The organism is Litoreibacter arenae DSM 19593 (assembly GCF_000442275.2).
GTDB lineage: Bacteria > Pseudomonadota > Alphaproteobacteria > Rhodobacterales > Rhodobacteraceae > Litoreibacter > Litoreibacter arenae.
Map to the genome: position 1 here is coordinate 223,431 of NZ_KE557312.1, position 18,695 is coordinate 242,125.

Annotated in this window: 20 protein-coding genes and 1 other RNA gene; 12 read left to right on the forward strand and 9 right to left on the reverse strand. The window is 60.1% G+C overall.

From position 1 onward, the window contains the following. Window positions 1-16 precede the first annotated feature (16 nt). The 4 genes from THALAR_RS11270 to THALAR_RS11285 all read right to left on the reverse strand — a co-directional run bounded on the left by THALAR_RS11270 (window position 17) and on the right by THALAR_RS11285 (window position 3,988). Window positions 17-925: a DUF2927 domain-containing protein gene (locus tag THALAR_RS11270; protein ID WP_083483472.1), complete on the reverse strand. Its 909-nt coding sequence runs from the start codon at window positions 923-925 to the stop codon at window positions 17-19. 39 nt (window positions 926-964) lie between these two features. Further along, on the reverse strand, window positions 965-2,152 hold the full coding sequence (locus THALAR_RS11275) for a toxic anion resistance protein (RefSeq protein ID WP_021101686.1): 1,188 nt from the start codon (window positions 2,150-2,152) through the stop codon (window positions 965-967). 3 nt (window positions 2,153-2,155) lie between these two features. Beyond that, the gene (locus THALAR_RS11280) at window positions 2,156-3,037 is read right to left on the reverse strand and encodes a 5-bromo-4-chloroindolyl phosphate hydrolysis family protein (protein WP_021101687.1); all 882 of its coding nucleotides are present in this window, start codon (window positions 3,035-3,037) and stop codon (window positions 2,156-2,158) included. A 162-nt stretch (window positions 3,038-3,199) separates the two neighbouring features. Continuing rightward, entirely contained in the window at window positions 3,200-3,988 is a 789-nt protein-coding gene (locus THALAR_RS11285; protein ID WP_021101688.1) for a pseudouridine synthase, read from the reverse strand. A gap of 52 nt (window positions 3,989-4,040) precedes the next feature. On the opposite strand from THALAR_RS11285, the gene THALAR_RS11290 reads away from it, so the two are divergent. The 6 genes from THALAR_RS11290 (at window position 4,041) to rnpB (ending at window position 8,164) form a co-directional block, all read left to right on the forward strand. Continuing rightward, the gene (locus tag THALAR_RS11290) at window positions 4,041-4,514 is read left to right on the forward strand and encodes a nucleoside deaminase (protein WP_021101689.1); all 474 of its coding nucleotides are present in this window, start codon (window positions 4,041-4,043) and stop codon (window positions 4,512-4,514) included. 51 nt (window positions 4,515-4,565) lie between these two features. Beyond that, window positions 4,566-4,853, forward strand: coding sequence for an Asp-tRNA(Asn)/Glu-tRNA(Gln) amidotransferase subunit GatC (gene gatC / locus THALAR_RS11295; RefSeq protein WP_021101690.1), 288 nt, complete (start codon window positions 4,566-4,568; stop codon window positions 4,851-4,853). After that, the gene (gene gatA / locus THALAR_RS11300) at window positions 4,853-6,340 is read left to right on the forward strand and encodes an Asp-tRNA(Asn)/Glu-tRNA(Gln) amidotransferase subunit GatA (protein WP_021101691.1); all 1,488 of its coding nucleotides are present in this window, start codon (window positions 4,853-4,855) and stop codon (window positions 6,338-6,340) included. Before gatC ends, gatA begins: the two co-directional genes overlap by 1 nt. A 34-nt stretch (window positions 6,341-6,374) precedes the next feature. Then, complete coding sequence (locus THALAR_RS11305) at window positions 6,375-7,073, forward strand: hypothetical protein (RefSeq protein ID WP_021101692.1); 699 nt, start codon at window positions 6,375-6,377, stop codon at window positions 7,071-7,073. Between the two features lie 4 nt (window positions 7,074-7,077). Beyond that, window positions 7,078-7,767 (forward strand): N-acetylmuramoyl-L-alanine amidase, encoded by a 690-nt coding sequence (locus tag THALAR_RS11310; RefSeq protein ID WP_021101693.1) that lies wholly within the window; start codon window positions 7,078-7,080, stop codon window positions 7,765-7,767. Between the two features lie 12 nt (window positions 7,768-7,779). After that, an RNA gene (rnpB, locus tag THALAR_RS12260) (RNase P RNA component class A) lies at window positions 7,780-8,164 on the forward strand. Window positions 8,165-8,293: 129 nt separating this feature from the next. On the opposite strand, the gene ggt is transcribed toward rnpB, so the two are convergent. After that, window positions 8,294-10,042: a gamma-glutamyltransferase gene (gene ggt, locus THALAR_RS11315; protein ID WP_040818427.1), complete on the reverse strand. Its 1,749-nt coding sequence runs from the start codon at window positions 10,040-10,042 to the stop codon at window positions 8,294-8,296. A 178-nt stretch (window positions 10,043-10,220) separates the two neighbouring features. Here ggt and rpmG point away from each other — a divergent pair, with 178 nt between their 5' ends. Further along, window positions 10,221-10,388 (forward strand): 50S ribosomal protein L33, encoded by a 168-nt coding sequence (gene rpmG / locus THALAR_RS11320; protein ID WP_011454349.1) that lies wholly within the window; start codon window positions 10,221-10,223, stop codon window positions 10,386-10,388. A 680-nt stretch (window positions 10,389-11,068) separates the two neighbouring features. Here the strand turns inward: rpmG and THALAR_RS11330 are convergent. Both THALAR_RS11330 and THALAR_RS11335 read right to left on the reverse strand, forming a co-directional pair. Beyond that, window positions 11,069-11,791: a Bax inhibitor-1/YccA family protein gene (locus tag THALAR_RS11330; RefSeq protein ID WP_021101695.1), complete on the reverse strand. Its 723-nt coding sequence runs from the start codon at window positions 11,789-11,791 to the stop codon at window positions 11,069-11,071. A gap of 230 nt (window positions 11,792-12,021) precedes the next feature. Next, complete coding sequence (locus tag THALAR_RS11335) at window positions 12,022-12,222, reverse strand: DUF1127 domain-containing protein (RefSeq protein WP_040818436.1); 201 nt, start codon at window positions 12,220-12,222, stop codon at window positions 12,022-12,024. 123 nt (window positions 12,223-12,345) lie between these two features. On the opposite strand from THALAR_RS11335, the gene THALAR_RS11340 reads away from it, so the two are divergent. After that, window positions 12,346-13,230 carry a LysR family transcriptional regulator gene (locus THALAR_RS11340; protein WP_021101696.1) on the forward strand — a complete coding sequence of 295 codons (885 nt, stop codon included), beginning with the start codon at window positions 12,346-12,348 and terminating at the stop codon, window positions 13,228-13,230. Here the strand turns inward: THALAR_RS11340 and THALAR_RS11345 are convergent. After that, a complete protein-coding gene (locus THALAR_RS11345) occupies window positions 13,220-14,179 on the reverse strand; it encodes an NADPH:quinone oxidoreductase family protein (protein WP_021101697.1) in 960 nt (319 codons plus the stop codon). The two genes, THALAR_RS11340 and THALAR_RS11345, sit on opposite strands and share 11 nt — an antisense overlap. Before the next feature lie 148 nt (window positions 14,180-14,327). Between THALAR_RS11345 and THALAR_RS11350 the strand changes: the two genes are divergently transcribed. The 4 genes from THALAR_RS11350 (at window position 14,328) to THALAR_RS11365 (ending at window position 17,359) form a co-directional block, all read left to right on the forward strand. Then, complete coding sequence (locus tag THALAR_RS11350) at window positions 14,328-14,639, forward strand: helix-turn-helix domain-containing protein (RefSeq protein WP_083483461.1); 312 nt, start codon at window positions 14,328-14,330, stop codon at window positions 14,637-14,639. An 87-nt stretch (window positions 14,640-14,726) separates the two neighbouring features. Continuing rightward, entirely contained in the window at window positions 14,727-15,524 is a 798-nt protein-coding gene (gene hisN / locus THALAR_RS11355; protein WP_021101699.1) for a histidinol-phosphatase, read from the forward strand. Next, window positions 15,517-16,860, forward strand: coding sequence for an 8-oxoguanine deaminase (locus THALAR_RS11360; protein ID WP_021101700.1), 1,344 nt, complete (start codon window positions 15,517-15,519; stop codon window positions 16,858-16,860). The genes hisN and THALAR_RS11360 overlap by 8 nt, the downstream gene beginning before the upstream one ends. Before the next feature lie 16 nt (window positions 16,861-16,876). Further along, the gene (locus tag THALAR_RS11365; protein WP_021101701.1) at window positions 16,877-17,359 is read left to right on the forward strand and encodes a CAP domain-containing protein; all 483 of its coding nucleotides are present in this window, start codon (window positions 16,877-16,879) and stop codon (window positions 17,357-17,359) included. A 20-nt stretch (window positions 17,360-17,379) separates the two neighbouring features. On the opposite strand, the gene guaD is transcribed toward THALAR_RS11365, so the two are convergent. Continuing rightward, window positions 17,380-18,675, reverse strand: coding sequence for a guanine deaminase (gene guaD, locus THALAR_RS11370; RefSeq protein ID WP_021101702.1), 1,296 nt, complete (start codon window positions 18,673-18,675; stop codon window positions 17,380-17,382). Between the last annotated feature and the right edge of the window lie 20 nt (window positions 18,676-18,695).

Consider the following 18,695-nt stretch of genomic DNA (forward strand, 5'->3'; position numbering starts at 1 on the left):
ACTAAATAGTCCGGGGTTAGCTTGAGCCGCCCAGCAGTTCCGAGGCGATCACGTCGACCACGGGGCGGGCTTGTTGGGGGCCTGCGCCAAGCGGCAGGCGTGGGTCGTACAGGATTTGCAGCAATAGTTCGTCGTGGCGCGTCAGCAGGGCGAACTCGTCATCATCGTTGAAGATTGACGGCCGCGCGGCGGGGCTGTCATTGCTCAGGCCAAGGCCTTGGGCGATTTCCTCGTGGAAGCAGCTTTGGCGCAGAAGGTCGGGATGCTCCGCCCGAACGATGGCCACAGCGGAATGAAAACTGTTGGGGCTGTCGGCGTCCGAGAAGGCATAAACCGCGCAGTAGATGGGGCGTGGCATGCTGGTAATTTGCGATGCAATACCGGAATCGAGCCCCGGGATCAGCTTCATCAGTTGCGGGCCGAAAGCTTCGATCTCGTCAATCGTCAGCACTGCGACATGGAAGTTGCCCTTGCCGCGCGTCATGCCGATATCCGCGCCGGTGACCCGCGACAGGCGTTGGGCGTAATTGGCTACCGTCTTGCGGTCCTTGGTACGAATGTCTTGCGACACGGCGGGACCAAACGTCAGGGAGATGTTTACCGGTTTCTCCCACCGCTGCACGCGTCCTTCGGAACGCGCGTTGGTGTAGAGACCGTCGACAAGCGTGAATTCGTTGAAAACCCCGATCTGGATGAAGTTGTTGACCAGCTGGAACTTGGAGAACGGGGTGTCCCTCCCGCCGCCATCGGTGCGCAGCAGACCTTGCGAGCGCAGATTGATCTGGACCTGCGCATAATAAGCCGAAAGCTCCTTGGAGCGGGCGGAGGGCTCGACCTGCTTCGGCACCTGTTTGGGCGGCAGTGCCCGTTGCTCGGGGCGTGGGCTGCTCACAGGCGCGTCGCAGGCTGACAGCGTCACCGCCATCAGCCCAGCAATTGCGATATGAAACGCGCCCCGCACCGATCAGCCTGCGGACGAGCCGATGTTGTGGCCCGATCCGGTGTCGCGGGCGGATGCGGCCGCAAGGGTGTCGCGCAACTCGCTTTCCATCTTTTTCAACTCGACCTCGGCCTCGGCGCGCTTGCGCTTGCCTTCATCGGCGATCTGCAAGCTCTCCTCGATGGTGCCGATAAGGTCCGCATTGGCCTTCTTCACGGCTTCGATGTCGAAGACGCCCCGTTCCATTTCCTGACGCACGGCTTTGTTGGCGGTGCGTAGGTTTTCGGCATTGGCGGTCAGCAACTCGTTGGTCAGGTCGTTGGCGTCGCGCACGGCGGCTGCCGCCTCGGAGGAGCGCTGGATCGTCAGCGCCTGCGCCAGTTGTGTTTCCCATAGTGGCACGGTGTTCACGAGGGTGGAGTTGATCTTGGTGACGAGCGATTTGTCGTTTTCCTGCACCAGCCGGATGGAGGGCAGGGATTGCATGGTGACCTGACGGGTCAGCTTGAGGTCGTGGACGCGGCGTTCCAGATCGTCACGTGCGGCGCGCAAGTCGCGCAGCTCCTGGGCGACCATGACCTTATCGTTTTCCGCAGCGGCCTCGACGGCGGCTTCCTTGGCGGGAATGTCCTTGGCGTCCAGTTCGGCGACTTTCTCCTCGCCCGCAGTGATGTAGAGCGCCAGTTCGTCGTAGAAATCCAGCGTGCGGTCATAGAGGACATCAAGCGACTTGATGTCCTTGAGCAGCACATGCTCATGGCCCAGCAGGTTGTCGGTGATGCGGTCAATCTGTTCCTGCACACTCTCGTAGCGGGCCATGAAGTTGGCGGCAGGCGCGGCGCGGCCCAGCAGCTTTTCCCACCATGACCGCTCGCGGCGCATGTCCATCTCTGAGATGGAGAAACCGCGGATCGTGGTGACGATATCGCGCAGGGAGTTGCCCGCGGGGCCTACATCCTTGTTCTTCACGTCGGCCAGCATGGACTGGCTGATTTCCTGCAAGCCTGCTTGGGCGCCGGAGCCGAAAGACACGATGGAATTCGTGTCCGTCATGTCGATCTCGTTCATCCGGCTTCGGATTTCGGCGGCGACCGGGGGCGGGGCCTTTTCCAGCGGAACCAACTCGGTGGACGGCTCTTTGAGCACCACGGCGGTCAGTTCTTCAAGCGCCTGGGTGGATTGTTCTGCCTTTTGGCGGACAGTATCGGACATGTGTTATTCTCCCTTCGGAAGGCGGATGCCTTCGCGCTGCAATCGGTCGCGCAGCACGTCGATTTCAATATCTAGATCGGTGCGATTATCCAACAGAAGTGCCTGATTTTTCGCGGTGAAATTTGCCTCCAGATCGTCAAGAAGCGCAGCGTAGTCGGCCTTGACAGACGGGTCGCGCCCTTGGGCGTAGAGCTTGGCGAACTTGATCGTCGCGTCCTTGGCGCCCAGCAGATAGACGCCCAGATAGCGCCGCGCGGAGGTCAGATCGCGGGGGTCGTTCTCGACCGTACGGAAGAACGCGCGGGCGGTGGCCTGGAATTGCTCAACGCGCGCGATCATGGTGCGATCCCCTGCGGCCGTGATGGCATCGGTCATCGCGCGCAGGTGCCGTTCCGCCTCGTCCACGGCGCGGGCGACGCGGTCGGTCTGGAACGTGTCCACACCCTCCAGCGCCTTGTCCCGCATCGGGTCGAGACCGAAGGAGGCCACATGCAGGATCGTCGCGAGGATGCCGTAAATGACGCCGTCCATCAGGCTTGTGTCAAAGGTCGCGACGCCGACCCCCAGCCCAAGCGCGACCGCGCCGAACAGCTTGCGCGGAATGGCCGGGCGGCGGGCAATGGTGCGGGCTTCATACGCGTTTTGCGCGTCGATGCCTTCGCGGGTCAGCCACGCCCCAAGCGCCATGAGTGCAAAGGCACCGACGGCAATTGCCATTTCCGTTGCGCCGTCGCCAATTGAGGTGAACAGGATGGGTAGGGCTACAAGAAACAGCAGATTGGCACGGGTGCGACCCTTCGCGGGCTTTTTGCCTGACAAGGGCGAGGGTTTGGGCGGCGTGCCGCTTGCGTTGGGGCTATACTGCCCGCCATACTTCCGGGCCATCAGATCGCGCCTACAGATGCCATGGCCACAAGCAACAACAGCAGGACATAGGCGATCTTTTGTATAACGCTGGCGGACATGCCACCCCCGATGGTCGTTGTAACAAACACTTACGTCGCAACATAGGCGCTTGCAGTTCAACTTACCAGATGTTGCGTGGCGCTACTGGCGACGGCGCTTTTGCGGCGGCTTTTTCTTCAGCATCGGTTTTTCGTTGTCTTCCCGCAGGCCAAGCTGTTCGCGCAGCACGCGGCCCTTGACCTCCTCGACCTCGCCTGGCTTCAGGTCGTTCAGTCGGAACGGTCCGTAGCTGATGCGGATCAGGCGGTTTACCTTTAGTCCGACCTCTCCCATGGCGCGGCGCACCTCGCGGTTCTTGCCTTCGCGGATGCCCACGGTAAGCCAAGCGTTCGCGCCCTGCTGGCGGTCGAGCGTGACCTCCATCGGCTGGAATTTCTCGCCATCGGCGACGACGCCACGGCGCAGCGGCTCAAGGGTGCTGTCCTCGGGGGTGCCATTCACCCGCACGCGGTATTTACGCAGCCAACCGGTGGAGGGCAGTTCAAGCTGGCGTTTGATCGCACCGTCATTGGTCAGCAGCAACAAACCTTCGGAGTTGATATCGAGACGACCGACACTGACCACGCGGGGCAGGGTGTCTTTAAGCGCCTCGAACACCGTGTCGCGGCCCTTTTCGTCGGACTCGGACGTGACCAACCCGATGGGTTTGTAGTAGCGCCACAGACGTGTGGGTTCGGGAGCGGCGAGGGGTTTTCCATCGACGACGATTTCGTCTCTATCCGTCACATTCAGGGCGGGGGACAGGATTTGCTTGCCATTCACAGTGACGCGGCCGGCTTCGATCATCGCCTCGGAGGCGCGGCGGGACGCCACGCCCGCGCGGGCCAGAACTTTGGCGATGCGGTCGCCTTTTGGTGTCTTGGTGCTCATGCGGTTTGGCCTACGCTCTTGGCGCGGCGTTGTGAAGGGGGTATCGGGGGCCATGGTATTCACGTCTCATATGGAATTGGCGCTGGAAGAGGCGCGACTGGCTGCCGCGTGCGGCGAAGTTCCGGTGGGTGCAGTCGTGGTGTCGCCTGCGGGCGAGGTATTGGCAAAAGCAGGCAACCGGACACGGGAGTTGAACGACCCGTCAGCCCATGCCGAGATGCTGGCGGTCCGCGAGGCCTGCGCGCGCTTGGAAACAGAACGCCTGACAGGCTGCGATCTGTATGTGACGCTGGAGCCATGCGCGATGTGCGCCGGGGTCATCGCAGCGGCGCGGATTGCGCGGGTCTACTATGGTGCGTCTGACCCGAAATCGGGCGGCACGGCGCATGGGGCGCGCGTGTTTTCTCATCCTCAGGCACACCACATGCCCGAAATATACGACGGCATAGACGCGAAAGCCTGCGAAGCGCTTTTGACCGAGTTCTTTACTGCACGGCGACGCTTGTCTGGCCACTCTGACGCTTGAAGCCCGCCATGTGCGACGTTAAACGGGGGCAAGTTTGGCAAGGAGACCTTCATGTCCATTGACACAGCAACCGCCGCTCGCGTGGCAAAGCTGGCCCGCATCGCGGTGCCGCAAGAGGATTTGCCAAAGCTGGCGGATGAGTTGTCCGGAATTCTGGATTTCATGGAGCAGCTCAATGAGGTGAATGTGGACGGCGTTGAACCGATGACCTCGGTTACGCCGCAGCGCCTGAAACGCCGTGAGGATGTGGTCACCGATGGCAACCAGCAGAAGGCCGTTCTTGCCAATGCGCCGGACGCGCGTGAAGGCTTCTTTGCAGTGCCGAAGGTGGTGGAATAATGGCTGACCTGAACAAACTCGGCATCGCAGAAGCCCGCGACGCCCTGCGCAAAGGCGATGTGACCGCTGTGGAGCTAACCGAAGCCTGTTTAGGCGCGATCGAAGATGCGGGCGCACTGAACGCGTTTGTGCACCACACGCCGGAAATCGCCCGCGAGCAGGCAGCAGCTGCCGACACACGGATCAAGGCGGGTGACGCGCCAGACATGTGCGGCATCCCGGTGGGGATTAAGGATCTGTTCTGCACCAAGGGCGTAGCGTCGCAAGCGGCTTCGCGCATTTTGGAAGGGTTCAAGCCGGAATACGAGAGCACCATCACGCAGCAATTGTGGGACGCTGGCTCGGTCATGCTGGGCAAGCTGAACATGGACGAATTCGCCATGGGGTCTTCCAATGAGACCTCGGTTTATGGTGACGTGGTGAACCCGTGGCGGCGCGAAGGCTCGGATGCTGCGCTCACACCGGGTGGTTCCTCTGGTGGCTCTGCCTCCGCGGTGGCTGCTGACTTGTGCATGGCGGCAACCGGTACGGATACCGGCGGCTCGATCCGCCAGCCTGCGGCGTTCGTTGGCATCACAGGCTTGAAGCCGACCTACGGGCGCTGCTCTCGCTGGGGCGTGGTGGCGTTTGCATCCTCGCTGGATCAAGCAGGACCGATGACCAAATCGGTGCGCGACGCGGCGATTATGCTGGGCGCTATGGCAGGGCATGATCCGAAGGATTCGACAAGTGCCGAACTGGCTGTACCGGATTTCGAGGCCGCTTTGACCGGCGACATTCGCGGCAAGAAGATCGGCATCCCCAAAGAATACCGCATGGAAGGTATGCCTGCCGAGATCGAGCAACTGTGGGCTGATGGCACCGCAATGCTGAAGGATGCAGGTGCGGAGATCGTGGATATCACCCTGCCGCACACCAAATACGCCCTGCCAGCTTACTATGTGGTGGCCCCTGCAGAGGCATCTTCGAACCTTGCCCGCTATGACGGTGTTCGCTTCGGCCACCGCGCCAAGCTCAGCCAAGGCGACGGCATTACCGAAATGTACGAGAAAACGCGCGCCGAAGGCTTCGGCCCCGAGGTGCAGCGCCGCGTGATGATCGGCACATATGTGCTGAGCGCCGGTTTCTACGACGCCTATTACAACCGTGCTCGCAAGGTGCGCTCGCTGATCAAGAAGGATTTCGAGGGCGTGTTCGCGCAAGGCGTGGATGCTATTTTGACCCCCGCAACGCCGTCCGCCGCTTTCGGATTGGGCGAAATGGCGGACGCGGACCCGGTGCAGATGTATCTCAACGATGTCTTTACCGTCACAGTCAACCTCGCAGGCCTTCCGGGCATCGCGGTGCCTGCTGGTCTTGATAAACAGGGGTTGCCGCTGGGCTTGCAACTCATCGGGCGCCCTTGGGAAGAGGGCGATCTGCTCAACACCGCCTATGCGCTTGAGCAGGCGGCCGGTTTTGTGGCGAAGCCCGCCAAATGGTGGTAGGCTCCGCCGCAGCTAAGAAGAAATGAGGCTTTTGATGCGTGGTTTTTGTGCAGTTTTGATGGTTGCGGGTGTGGCAGCATGTGCGCCGACGGTCCCCGACAGCGGCGCAGGCGTGGGCTTTGACGACTACGACACCTATCTGTCGCAACAGCAGGCGCGGGATGCGCAGTTGCGCAATCAAGGCTCCAGCGCCCAAGCGATGACGCCCGAACAGGAAACGGCAAATGCCGCCGTGGCCGCCGTTCGCGGCACCGGGGGCCAGCCGGCACGGGGCGAAAGCGTTCCGGCGGGTGTCCAGAATACCTCACCTATTGCGGTGCCTGAACCTGATCTCGACAATCCCTCGATTTCGGACGAGCAGGATTTCCAAGCCGTCTCGAGCCGCCAAACCATCGAGAGCGATGCAGCGCGTCGCCGCGCGCAAAGCGCCGAGTACCAAGTGATCGCTCCCACGGCGCTGCCGCGCCGTCCCGGTGATGATGCGCCGACCCCCGTGGAGTTTGCCCTGCAAACGAGTCATCCCGTCGGCCAGAAGGTCTACCGCCGCTCGATCCTTGCCTCGGGTAAGACAGCCAAGGCTTGCTCGGGCTTCAGCTCGGTTGAACTCGCGCAGGATGCGTTTCTCAAAGCTGGCGGGCCGCAAAAAGACAAGCTGGGCGTCGATCCGGATGGTGACGGATATGCCTGTGGCTGGAATCCGGCAAAGTATCGCGGGTTGGTGAAAAAGGGCTAGCGCCATGACGCCGGAGTGGCGTCCTTCGCCAAATTTCGGCGATCGCAAGGATGGGGCCGTCCCTCAACTTGTCGTCTTGCACTACACCGCGATGGAAAGCTGCGAGGCGGCGTGTCGCACGTTGTGCAACCCTGACAACGAAGTATCCGCTCACTATTTGATTGGTGAGGACGGAGCAGTCATTCAGCTGGTCGCGGAGGACAAACGGGCATGGCACGCGGGTGCCGGTACATGGCAGGGGCGCGGCGACGTGAATTCGCGCTCTATCGGGATCGAGATGTCGAATACGGGCTTCGCGCCGTTCCCGGCGGCGCTGATGGATAGCTTGGAGACCGTGCTAAAGGGCATTATGGCGCGTTGGGACATATCTCCGTCCGGTGTGATCGCACATTCGGATTTCGCGCCGGGCCGCAAGATTGACCCTGGCCGGCGGTTCGACTGGCAGCGCTTGGCGCGGCAGGGGCTGGCGATATGGCCAGACGGCTTGCAAAAGGTCGAGGCGGATCTCGACCGGTTCGTCGTTGCGGCGACCGCCTTTGGCTATCCCGAAGATGCCGACACGGAGACCCTCCTTGCAAGCTTCCGGCTCCGGTTCAACCCGACCGCAGAGGGCGCAGTGACCGAACGCGATGTGGCGATGGCCGAAGCACTGACGCGCGAGTTCGGCATTGACCGGACAGGCGCGGGCGCTTAACTGGGATATTGCGCGGAGGGCCGGATGGCCGCGTGCCCTCCGGGGTGCGAGGAAAGTCCGGACTCCACAAAGCAACGGTGCCGGGTAACGCCCGGGCGGAGCAATCCGACGGAAAGCGCCACAGAAAACAGACCGCCCTCGCATGCGGGGGTAAGGGTGAAACGGTGGGGTAAGAGCCCACCGCGCCGCTGGCAACAGGGGTGGCACGGCAAGCCCCACCGGGAGCAATGCCAAATAGGAACCGCGTGGAGGCTTCGGCCTTCGGGGGTGCTTTGTCCCCAGCAGGTTCGGGTTGGCAGCTAGAGGGCCACGGGCAACCGTGGCTTGAGAGGAATGGTCATCTATCGGCGGGGTAACCCGCCGTGGACAGAATCCGGCTTACAAGCCCTCCGCGCATATTCGATCCACCACATTTTTCAGGGGTTGTAAGCGGCAATTTCTGGCTTCATCTTGGCAAAAATATTCCCGCCGGAGGCTCCGCCCATCAGGCTCGGCACTACCGGCGGGATTATTCAAACGCCGCGGGTTACTCGCCCAACGCGATGCCTTCGCGTCTGGGGTCGGCACCACCCAGCAGGCCGTCCTCGGACAATGCGATCGCATGCAGGCCCGACGTCAACGCTCGCGCGTTTGTCTCGAACCCCATAGCTGTCAGTGGTTCGGCAAATCGGGTGGCGTCAGTGCCTTCCTCCAGATCATAGGTCCCGAAACGGTTAACCAAATTCGGCAACGCGATTGCCGCTTGTGGATCAAGTCCCCAATCCAGATGCGCGATGATGGTTTTGGCCACATAGCCGATGATGCGCGACCCGCCGGGCGAGCCTACAACCAGCGTCGGCTTGCCGTCTTTCAACACGATTGTAGGCGCCATGGAGGAGCGAGGACGTTTGCCCGGCTCCACCCGGTTTGCAATCGGTACCCCGTTATCATGGGTTGCGAAGGAGAAGTCCGTCAGTTCGTTGTTAAGCAGGAAGCCACCCGGTGCCATCAGTCGCGAGCCAAACCCGTTCTCGATGGTCGTGGTCATGCTCAGCGCGTTGCCATACTGATCGACAATCGAGATATGCGAGGTCGATGGCAGCTCGATGCTCTGGTCATCGGCCCAAAGCAACGCATGGTCAAATGGAGGCTCTCCCGCCTCCACGTCGGTAAGGGCGGTCTCACCTGATAGGGTCTTCGCACGGGATGCCAGATAATCCGCATCGACCAGACCTTTGGTCGGCATAGGCACGAAGTCGCTATCGGCCATGTATCTGCCCCGATCCGCAAAGGCGAGGCGGGAGGCGTCCCCAATCAGCCGCCATGCATCGGCGCTGTCCTTGCCGAGCGCGGCGAGGTCGTAGCCTTCGAGCATCCCGAGGATTTGACCCACCGTCAGGGCGCCGGATGATGGCGGCCCCATGCCGCAAACCTCGTGCGCGCGATAGGTGACGCAGACCGGTGCGCGCTCCTTGACCTTGTAGATTGACAGATCAGTGGTGGACAGGACGCCGGGGTTTCCTTCAGCATTCGCAACGGTATCCACGATCCCTTGGGCGATTTCTCCGTTGTAGAAGGCCTTTGCGCCACCGGTCGATATGGCCCGCAAGGTCTGCGCATAGGCCGGATTTCGCAAGGTGGACCCTTCGGCCAGCGGTGCGCCTTCCGGCAAGAAGTAGGACGCGGTTCGGGCGAAGCGGCCCAGCCGTTCCTGATCGGAATCCACGAGCGCGGCAAGACGCGGTGACACTTCAAAGCCGTTTTCCGCGAGGTCGATGGCATCGGCGAACAGCGTCGGCCAATCCGCGCGACCCCATTTTGCATGTGCTTTTTCCAGCAAAGCCGGAGTGCCGGGAGTGCCGACCGAAAGGCCGCCTACCACGGCATCGAAGAATTGTAGCGGCTCACCGTTTTCGTCTTGGAATAGAAGCGGAGTGGCCGCCATTGGGGCTGTTTCGCGCCCGTCCAATGTGGTCATTTCGCCCGTGGCACCGTCATACCAGACCAGAAATGCCCCGCCTCCGAGGCCGGAGCTTTGCGGCTCCACCAGCCCCAGAACGGTTTGCACCGCGACCATCGCATCGGCGGCGGTGCCACCGTCTGCCAGAACGCGCGCACCTGCGCGGACAGCCAGTGGATTCGCGGCTGCGACCATCCATTTTGAAGCGGAAACGGGCGCACCGCTGTCTTTCGTGGATTGCGCGGTCGCCGCCTCTGGCGCAAAGGCGTCGGCAGCCTCTTGTGCTGACACAGGAAGTGCCGCGAGAAATAGGGGGAATAGGGGTAACAGGCGCATGAGGGCCTCCGGGTTGGGTAAAAACTACTTCAATCATGACTTTGCGTCGTTGATTGGCAAGTGGGCATGGCCTGACCCTCTTTCGCGGTTGACTCGGGCCACCAAGCGCGTAAAAGGCGGCTTCAACCGAATTTCCGGGCGCGTTGTTTTTGTGCGTCCGACCCAGAGGAGAAGTGAGATGGCGAAGCCAACCACGATCAAAATCCGCCTGAACTCGTCCGCTGGCACGGGCCACTTTTATGTGACCAAGAAAAACGCCCGCACCATGACCGAGAAGATGGTCGTGCGCAAATACGATCCCGTTGCGCGCAAGCACGTCGAATATAAGGAAGGCAAGATCAAGTAAGATCTTCCTCAAGTCCATGACGACAGACAAAGCCGCGCTCTTGAGCGCGGTTTTTGCGTTTCAGGAGAGCGCTTTGACCAAGCGACTTATATAAGCTGAAAAATTGCAGGGTTTTTCTCTTGATGGACTCAGCGCGCATCTCTACCCTCTCCCACAACATATTGGGGGTGCTTGACGTGAGAAATCTATTGATACTGTCGGTATTGGGGCTGGCTGCGTGTTCTCAGCCCGGCGTACATGGTGACTGGTCGCAAGGCGCACGGTTCGCGCCAAACACGGCGGCTGAGTTCCACGCGCGTGCAAAGCGCGGGGAGCCGGGCGTATTTCCTGCCCCAACCGGATACTCCGTCTATACTGAGCAGGAACGTATAGCATCGGGCGCGGCAACGAGTGACGGGGTCATTCGTCAGGGTACAGCGTCTTCTCGCACAGGACTCTACAGTGAGACCGAGGCATTGGTTCAAGTCTCGGAGACCCAAACGGTCAAGGTTCGCAAGGTCGGGAATACCACCGTGAAAACTTACACTTACGGAACGCCGCGGCGCAAAGCAGTCGTAGAGACGGAATATGTCCAATAGCGCTGATGTGTCAGCAATCTAGGCAGATGCAACTAGGGGCAAGAGCAATAAAAAAAGGGCCAGCAAACTGCTGGCCCTTTTCCATGAGGTCTGGAAGCGCGATTACTCGCGCGCACCCATGAACTGCAACAGGAACATGAACATGTTCAGGAAGTTCAGGTACAAGCTCAGCGCGCCCATGATCGCGGATTTGGCAAGCCACTCACTTTCGCCATATTGCGCCATCTGAATATACTCGTTCTTCAGACGCTGCGTATCATAAGCCGTGAGGCCTGCGAAGATCAGCACACCCAAAGCGGACACCGCAAACTGGATCGCGGGGGAGCCGAGGAAGATGTTGATGATCGACGCGAGGATCAGGCCGATCACGCCCATGATCAGAAACGACCCCCAGCCGGAGATATCTTTCTTGGTGGTATATCCCCACAAACTAAGGCTGGCGAAGGCGATAGCCGTGACCAAGAAGGTCTGCGCGATAGAGATGCCGGTATAGACAGCGAAGATGTAGCTGATCGACAACCCCATCAACGCGGAAAAACCCCAGAATACCAACTGTGCGGCACCTGCCGACAAGCGGTTGATCATCGCACTGAAGGCGAAGACCACAACCAGCGGCGCAAACATGACGACCCATTTCAGCGGAGTGCCGAAGATCGCAGCCAGCATCGCGTCGTTGTTCCCGACAATGTATGCCACGGCCCCGGTGATCAACATGGCGATCGACATAAGGCCGTAGGTTTTACTCATATGGGCCCTGAGGCCCTCGTCGATGGCGGCCGCGCGGCTACCTACGCCGACTGACCCCATCGTCTTGTATTCAGCCATGAAAACACTCCCTTTCAGGCAAGTTGAAGCAAGCCGGATAAAATCCGGCACTGTATGCTGTTAAAGTGGGGCACACGGCGTGCGTTTTCAAGTAATTCCGAAGTGTTTTGGTCACAAATATCCGCGATTTATCTCAAAGACGATGCTTCACCCCGTTGAGATATTGTGGATCAATGGCTCAGCAGAGATATTATTAACTGAAACCCAGAAAAACCACTGGCTTACAGCGTTTACCTCCAATGTGCAGGAGCGTCCCAAACAGGGCGTTGGGCTTCGGCGTCGGCTTCCGCGCGGGTGAGGCCGATATCCGTCAAACTCGTGTCATCCAACGCCGCTAGTGCCTTCCGCTGCCGATACAGCGCAAAGTACCCCATGAAGCCAATTCTTCGATCCGTGCGGCGGAGCGGGGTGGTGCAGGTGAGATCAGTCATGGTCGCATCCTTCGACAACTGTGATGAAAATCCGTTTTTGGATCATTTATGTTGATATACATGCCTGATCGTGCTTCATTTTTGAAATGAATGCTTTTTGCCTCTTACATCACAGGAATTGATATGGCGCGAAATTTGGATATCACGTCTTTGCGATCCTTCATCGCGGTTGCCGATAGCGGCGGCGTGACCAAAGCGGCCGGCTACCTGCATTTGACCCAGTCCGCGGTGTCAATGCAGTTGAAGCGCTTGGAGGAGTCGCTGGACGTCTCGCTACTGGATCGATCAAACCGCACGGTCTCTCTGACGGCGGAAGGCGAGCAGTTGCTAAGCTATGCGCGGCGAATGTTGGCCTTGAACGACGAGGCCTACACGCGGCTCACTGCGAAAGAGTACGAAGGTGAAATCACACTCGGTGTGCCGCACGACATCATCTATCCCTACATTCCACCCATCCTGCGCAGCTTCGCCGCAGATTTTCCGCGCGTTCAGATGCGCTTGGTATCGGCCCCGACCCGTCGCCTGCGCGAGATGTTCGGCAGGGGGGAATGCGATGTGATCCTGACCACCGAAGAGCATCCCGGACCGGGCGGAGAGGCTTTGGTGACGCTGCCGTTGGTTTGGATCGGAGCACTGGGCGGGTCGGCATGGAAAGCGCGCCCTTTGCCTGTGGCATTCTGCAAGAACTGCATTTTCCGCTCCGGCGTGTTGAAACGGTTGGACGAGGCGGGGTTCGATTGGGAAATGGTGGTTGACTCCGATCTGGACAACGCGGTGGAAGCCGTGGTGAGCGCCGATCTGGCGATCACCGCTGCGATCAAGGGCGTCTACCCGCACCAGACAGGCCCGATCGCGCATGATGGTGTGCTGCCTGACCCCGGTCAGTCCAGGATTGTCCTTTATCTGCAAGCAGAGGAAGATCCGGTGCTGACGGCGCTCCGTGATATGATACGAGGGGCTTATCTTTCCGAATGGTCTCCACGCGAGAAGGCGCAACTTACGGCGTAATGACAACTTTTCCGGTGGATTGGCGGGAGCGCAGCAACTCCAGCCCTTCGGCCGCCTTATCCAGCGACAGGGTGTGGCTGATGTGGGGGTGCAGCTTACCCTCGGAATACCAATGCGACAGCTGTTTTAGACTGTCGGTCAGAACCTCAGGTTTGAAGCGCAGGTAGCCGCCCCAGTAAAAGCCGATTACGTTGATGTTCTTTACCAGCAGGTGATTGGCCGGGATCTGTGGCACGACACCTGAAGCGAAGCCGATGGTGAGAACCCGCGCTTCCGGTTTGCAGGCCCTCAAGGCGTCAGCAAACAGATCGCCTCCGACGGGATCATACACGACATCGGCCCCGCCAAGAGATTTCACCACCTCCCGCAGATCATCGGTATCGGAATCGACCAGATGGTCCGCGCCGGCTTGGCGACACACTTCGAGCTTCGCTTGCCCACGGGCCGAAGCGATAACTGTGGCCCCCATTAGTTTCCCAAGCTCCACTGCGGTGAGACCGACGCCGCCAGCGGCACCGAGCACCAGAAGCGTGTCGCCTCGCTTCAGCTGTGCGCGGTAGTCCAAAGCTACATGTGAGGTCGAATATGCGACTTGAAATGCCGCAGCGGCCTCGAAACCCATGCTGTCGGGTAGGGGCACACAAAGCGCGGCGGGAAATGTGCCGAATTCTGCAAGCCCGCCATTTCCTCCGAAGACAGCCACCCGAGATCCGATGCCGGGGCTGGCTACACCTTCCCCAAGCGCAACGACTGTGCCCGCAACCTCCATGCCCAGCGTGAACGGGAGAGCAGGGCGTTCCTGATAGGTGCCTTTCACCATCAGCAAGTCAGCGAAGTTCAACCCGCAGGCTTCGATTTTCAACAGAACTTCGCCCGGCTTGGGCTCGGGGGTAGGGACATTCTGCAATACGGGAGGGTGGCCATATTCCGTGACTTGATAAGCGCGCATCTTGCAGCTCCTGACTTTGATCGCAACAAAACTACCGACGCAGAGGTCAAGTGACCACAGCAAAACGAGGCTCGCGAAGGTTTGAATATTAACAATTTCTTTGCATTCTGACCCACAGACTGTCCTGAACAGGTCGGGAGTATGTGACATGGTGCATTCGGTTGATATTCACGTGGGCAGACGCGTGCGCCAAAGGCGCTGGCTGGTCGGCAAAACGCAGGGCGAATTGGCTGAAGCCTTGGGCATCCGGTTTCAGCAGGTCCAGAAATACGAGTCCGGTGCCAATCGGATATCCGCGTCGCGTCTTTGGGACATTGCGCAGGCGTTGTCAGTGTCCGTGGGCTATTTTTTCGAGGGTCTGGAGCAAGAGGGGGCGGGCGCGGGTAAAGAAGGACAGAACACACAAGGAAGCACGGCGAAGCCATGTGCGCATCCGACCGTTCGAGCTATGACAGGCTGACGGCACAAGGCGCGCATGAGGTCTGCCCCTTGATCCTCAAGTGTTCCCACGCGACAAGGACGCATCCCATGTTGCGTAGAGGCTGCCATGAACGACAAATTGAGAGCAGAATTGGTGGCGCTGTCCCATCGGTTGGCCGACGTAGCGCGAACGGAAACGTTACAGCATTTTCGCACGGGCGGGCTAGAAGCAGCCAACAAGCTGCAAACAGGCTTTGATCCCGTGACGATAGCAGACCGCGCCGCAGAACGTGCTATGCGCGATCTCATTGAGACGGCGCGACCCGATGACGGCCTTTTGGGCGAGGAGCTTGGAAACAAGGCCAGCAAGTCGGGGCTGACCTGGGTGTTGGACCCGATCGACGGGACGCGTGGATATATCTCTGGCACGCCGACATGGGGCACGCTCATCGGGCTGCACGATGGTCAGAGCGTCATTATGGGGCTGATTGATCAACCCTATATCGGCGAGCGGTTCTTGGGCGGCTTGGGGCAAGCGGAGTTCACGGGGCCGCATGGCAAAGCGAAGCTGCGGGTGTCGAAAACGCAGCAACTGGCGAATGCCACGATCTTCACCACCTTCCCTGAGGTGGGCACAGATGCGGATGCCCAAGGCTTCCGCGCCGTTGCGCAGCAATGCCAATTGACCCGTTACGGTATGGATTGTTACGCCTACGCATTGCTGGCGCTTGGCCAGATCGACCTTGTTGTCGAGGCGGGACTTGCCCCCTACGATATTCAAGGACCGCTTGGCGTGATCGAAGCCGCAGGCGGGATCGTCACGGATTGGCAAGGCGGTCCTGCGGATCAAGGCGGGCGCATCGTCGCCGCCGCGACGCCAGAATTACACGCAGCTGCCCTTGAGAGGTTGCTTCCTTATGTCTGAGCTGCTCGTCGAAAACGCGCACACTGTGTTGACGATGGACGACACCCGACGAGAGTTGCGGGACGCTGATGTCTTGATCCGCGGCGGGGTGATCGTCGAAGTTGAAAGTGGCCTTGAAACAGCCGGGCGCGTCATCAATGCGGAAGGCTGCGTTGTCACACCCGGCTTGGTGAATACGCACCATCATCTCTATCAGACGCTGACCCGTGCGGTTCCCGGAGGTCAGGACGCTTTGCTGTTCGGCTGGCTTCAGACCCTCTACCCCATCTGGTCGCGCTTCGGTCCTGAAGAAATGTTCGTCTCCGCGCAGGTTGGGCTGGCGGAGCTGGCGCTCTCAGGCTGCACGATGACGTCGGATCATCTTTATCTTTACCCCAATGGCTCAACCCTCGACGATACAGTGGCTGCCGCAAATGAGATCGGTCTGCGCTTCCATCCCACGCGGGGGGCGATGAGTATCGGCGAAAGTGATGGCGGATTGCCGCCAGACTCGCTGGTCGAGAAAGAGCGTGCCATACTCGAAGACAGTATTCGCGTGATTGACCGCTTCCACGATCCTAAGGCAGGCGCGATGGTGCGCGTCGGTCTGGCACCGTGCTCGCCGTTCTCCGTCAGTCGCGAGTTGATGCGCGATGCGGCGCTGTTGGCCCGCGACAAGGGGGTGATGCTGCACACGCATCTGGCGGAAAACGAGGAGGATATCGCGTACAGCTTAGAGAAGTTCGGATGTCGTCCCGGGCAATATGCCGAAGATCTGGGTTGGGTTGGTGATGACGTCTGGCACGCGCATTGCGTGAAACTGGATAGCGCGGAGATTAACCTGTTTGCGCGCACCCGAACCGGCGTGGCGCACTGTCCGTGCTCCAACTGTCGGCTCGGCTCGGGGATTGCGCCGGTTCGCGCCATGCGGGACGCCGGTGTTCGGGTCGGGCTGGGTGTGGACGGATCAGCCTCGAACGATTCAGGTAATCTGATCAGTGAGGCGCGTCAGGCGTTGCTGTTGCAGCGCGTTGCGCGGGGCGCTGATGCCATGTCGGCGCGGGAAGCGCTGGAAATAGCGACGCGTGGTGGTGCTCAGGTGCTCGGGCGTGGCGGTGAATGCGGCCAGCTTCGCCAAGGTTTCCGCGCAGATATCGCGATTTGGGACGTGACGGGCGTGGAATGCGCGGGCTCGTGGGACCCTGCCGCTTTGCTGCTTGCCGGTCCGACGCGTGTACGGGATTTGATCGTTGAGGGACGCGAAATTGTGCGAGATGGCCGGTTCTGTAAGTTTGATCTAGAGGACGCAGTTCGACAGCAAAACAGGCTCGCGCGGAATTTGGCGGATAGCCTTTGAGAGATGAGGATGCAATATGCTGAAACAGTTTTGCTCAATAGCGATGCTCTTGTTTGCCCTTGCTGGCTGCGCATCCAACACTGCCGTGGCAACCTCCCCGCAAACGACCGTCAAGGATGACACGGTCGGGCGCGCTGATATCGGTGCGCTGCTCAACAATGCCCGTGCCAAGGCTGGCCTGTCGCCGCTAGCGCCAAACGCGCAGCTTACTGCAGCGGCACGCATTCATGCGCAGGATATGGCGCGTGGTGGTTTCTTCAGCCATCAGGGTTCCGACAGATCGACGCCGTCCCGGCGTGTCGTGGACCAGGGTTACGACTTCTGTTTTGTCGCAGAGAACATCGCGCAGGGCTGGCAGACCCCTCAACAGGTCATGCAAGGCTGGATGGACAGCGCAGGACACCGTGCAAACAATCTTTCGACGAAAGCGACCGAATACGGCGCCGCGCGAGCGAGGGGAGATTACTGGGTGCTTGTGCTTGCTAGACCCGGCTGCTGACTGGCGCTAATGGTGAGTGCTCAGGTCTGATGCAAATTCCCCGCGATCCAGACGTCACAGATAGCGCGATCGTCGCCCATCATGATTGTCGGGAATATCGCTTCCCAAATGTCTTCCGCCCGCTCGCTACGCTGTGCAATCGCCGGAGTTGAAGCGAGATCGAGCACGACCAGATCAGCTTCCATACCCTTCGACAAATTGCCAATTTTGTCCGCCAGATGAAGCGTTTGTGCCGAGCCGCAAGTTGCTAGCCAAAGCAATTGCGCCGGATGGAGCGGCTGCCTGACTAGCTGGCTGACCTCGTAGGCGGACGCCATCGTGCGCAGCATGGAAAACGACGACCCGCCACCGGTGTCCGTCGCCAAGCCCACATTTTGTCCGGACAGCTTGTGTCGCGCCGTCTCGAACAAGCCTGAGCCGATAAAGGTGTTTGAGGTCGGGCAGTGGACAAGCCCGGCGCCGACCTCTTTGATACGGGCCTGTTCCCGCTCGGTCAGATGTATCGCGTGTCCGAACACCGACCGCTCGCCGAGCAGGCCATGCTGCTCATAGGTGTCCAGATAATCGCGGGCATCGGGGAACAGTTCTGACACCCAAGCGATTTCCTCGTGCTGTTCGGAGATATGCGTTTGCATCAGGCAGTCCGGATGTTCCGCCCATAATGCGCCCAAGGCGGTCAACTGATCCTGTGTTGAGGTGGGGGAGAAACGCGGCGTGATAGCGTATCCTAGCCGATCCTTGCCGTGCCATTTCTCAAGCAGTGCTTTGCTGTCGTCGTAAGCACTTTGGGCCGTGTCACGCAGGTTGTCTGGGGCATTGCGGTCCATGCAGGTTTTGCCGGCCAGCGCACGCAAGCCCCGCAAGTGTGCCTCTTCGAAATAGGTATCTACGCTCGTCGGGTGGATTGTCGCGTAGCTGAGCGAGGTCGTCGTGCCATTGGCGAGCGCCAGATCAAAGTACCGCTTGGCGATCTTGCCCGCGTAAGCTGGATCAGCCAGCCGCGCCTCTTCGGGAAACGTGTAGCTGTTCAGCCAGTCGATCAGCCGCATGCCCCAACTCGCGATGATGGCCGTTTGCGGGTAATGAACATGCGCGTCGATGAAGCCCGCCATGATCAGGTGCTCACCGTAGTCGGTGACTTTTGCATGGTCAGGGCGCGTTATGGTGTCGGCCGGTCCCACCTCCACAACCAATCCGTCGCGGATCAGCACGGCACCCTGGCGCTCGATCTGGACGGCGTCGTCAACAGGGTTACAAAACGGATCGCTGCGAAAGCTGAGGGTTTGCCCCAGCAAGATGTCGGTCTTTTCAGTCATGTGGCTGTGCTATCCCCCTC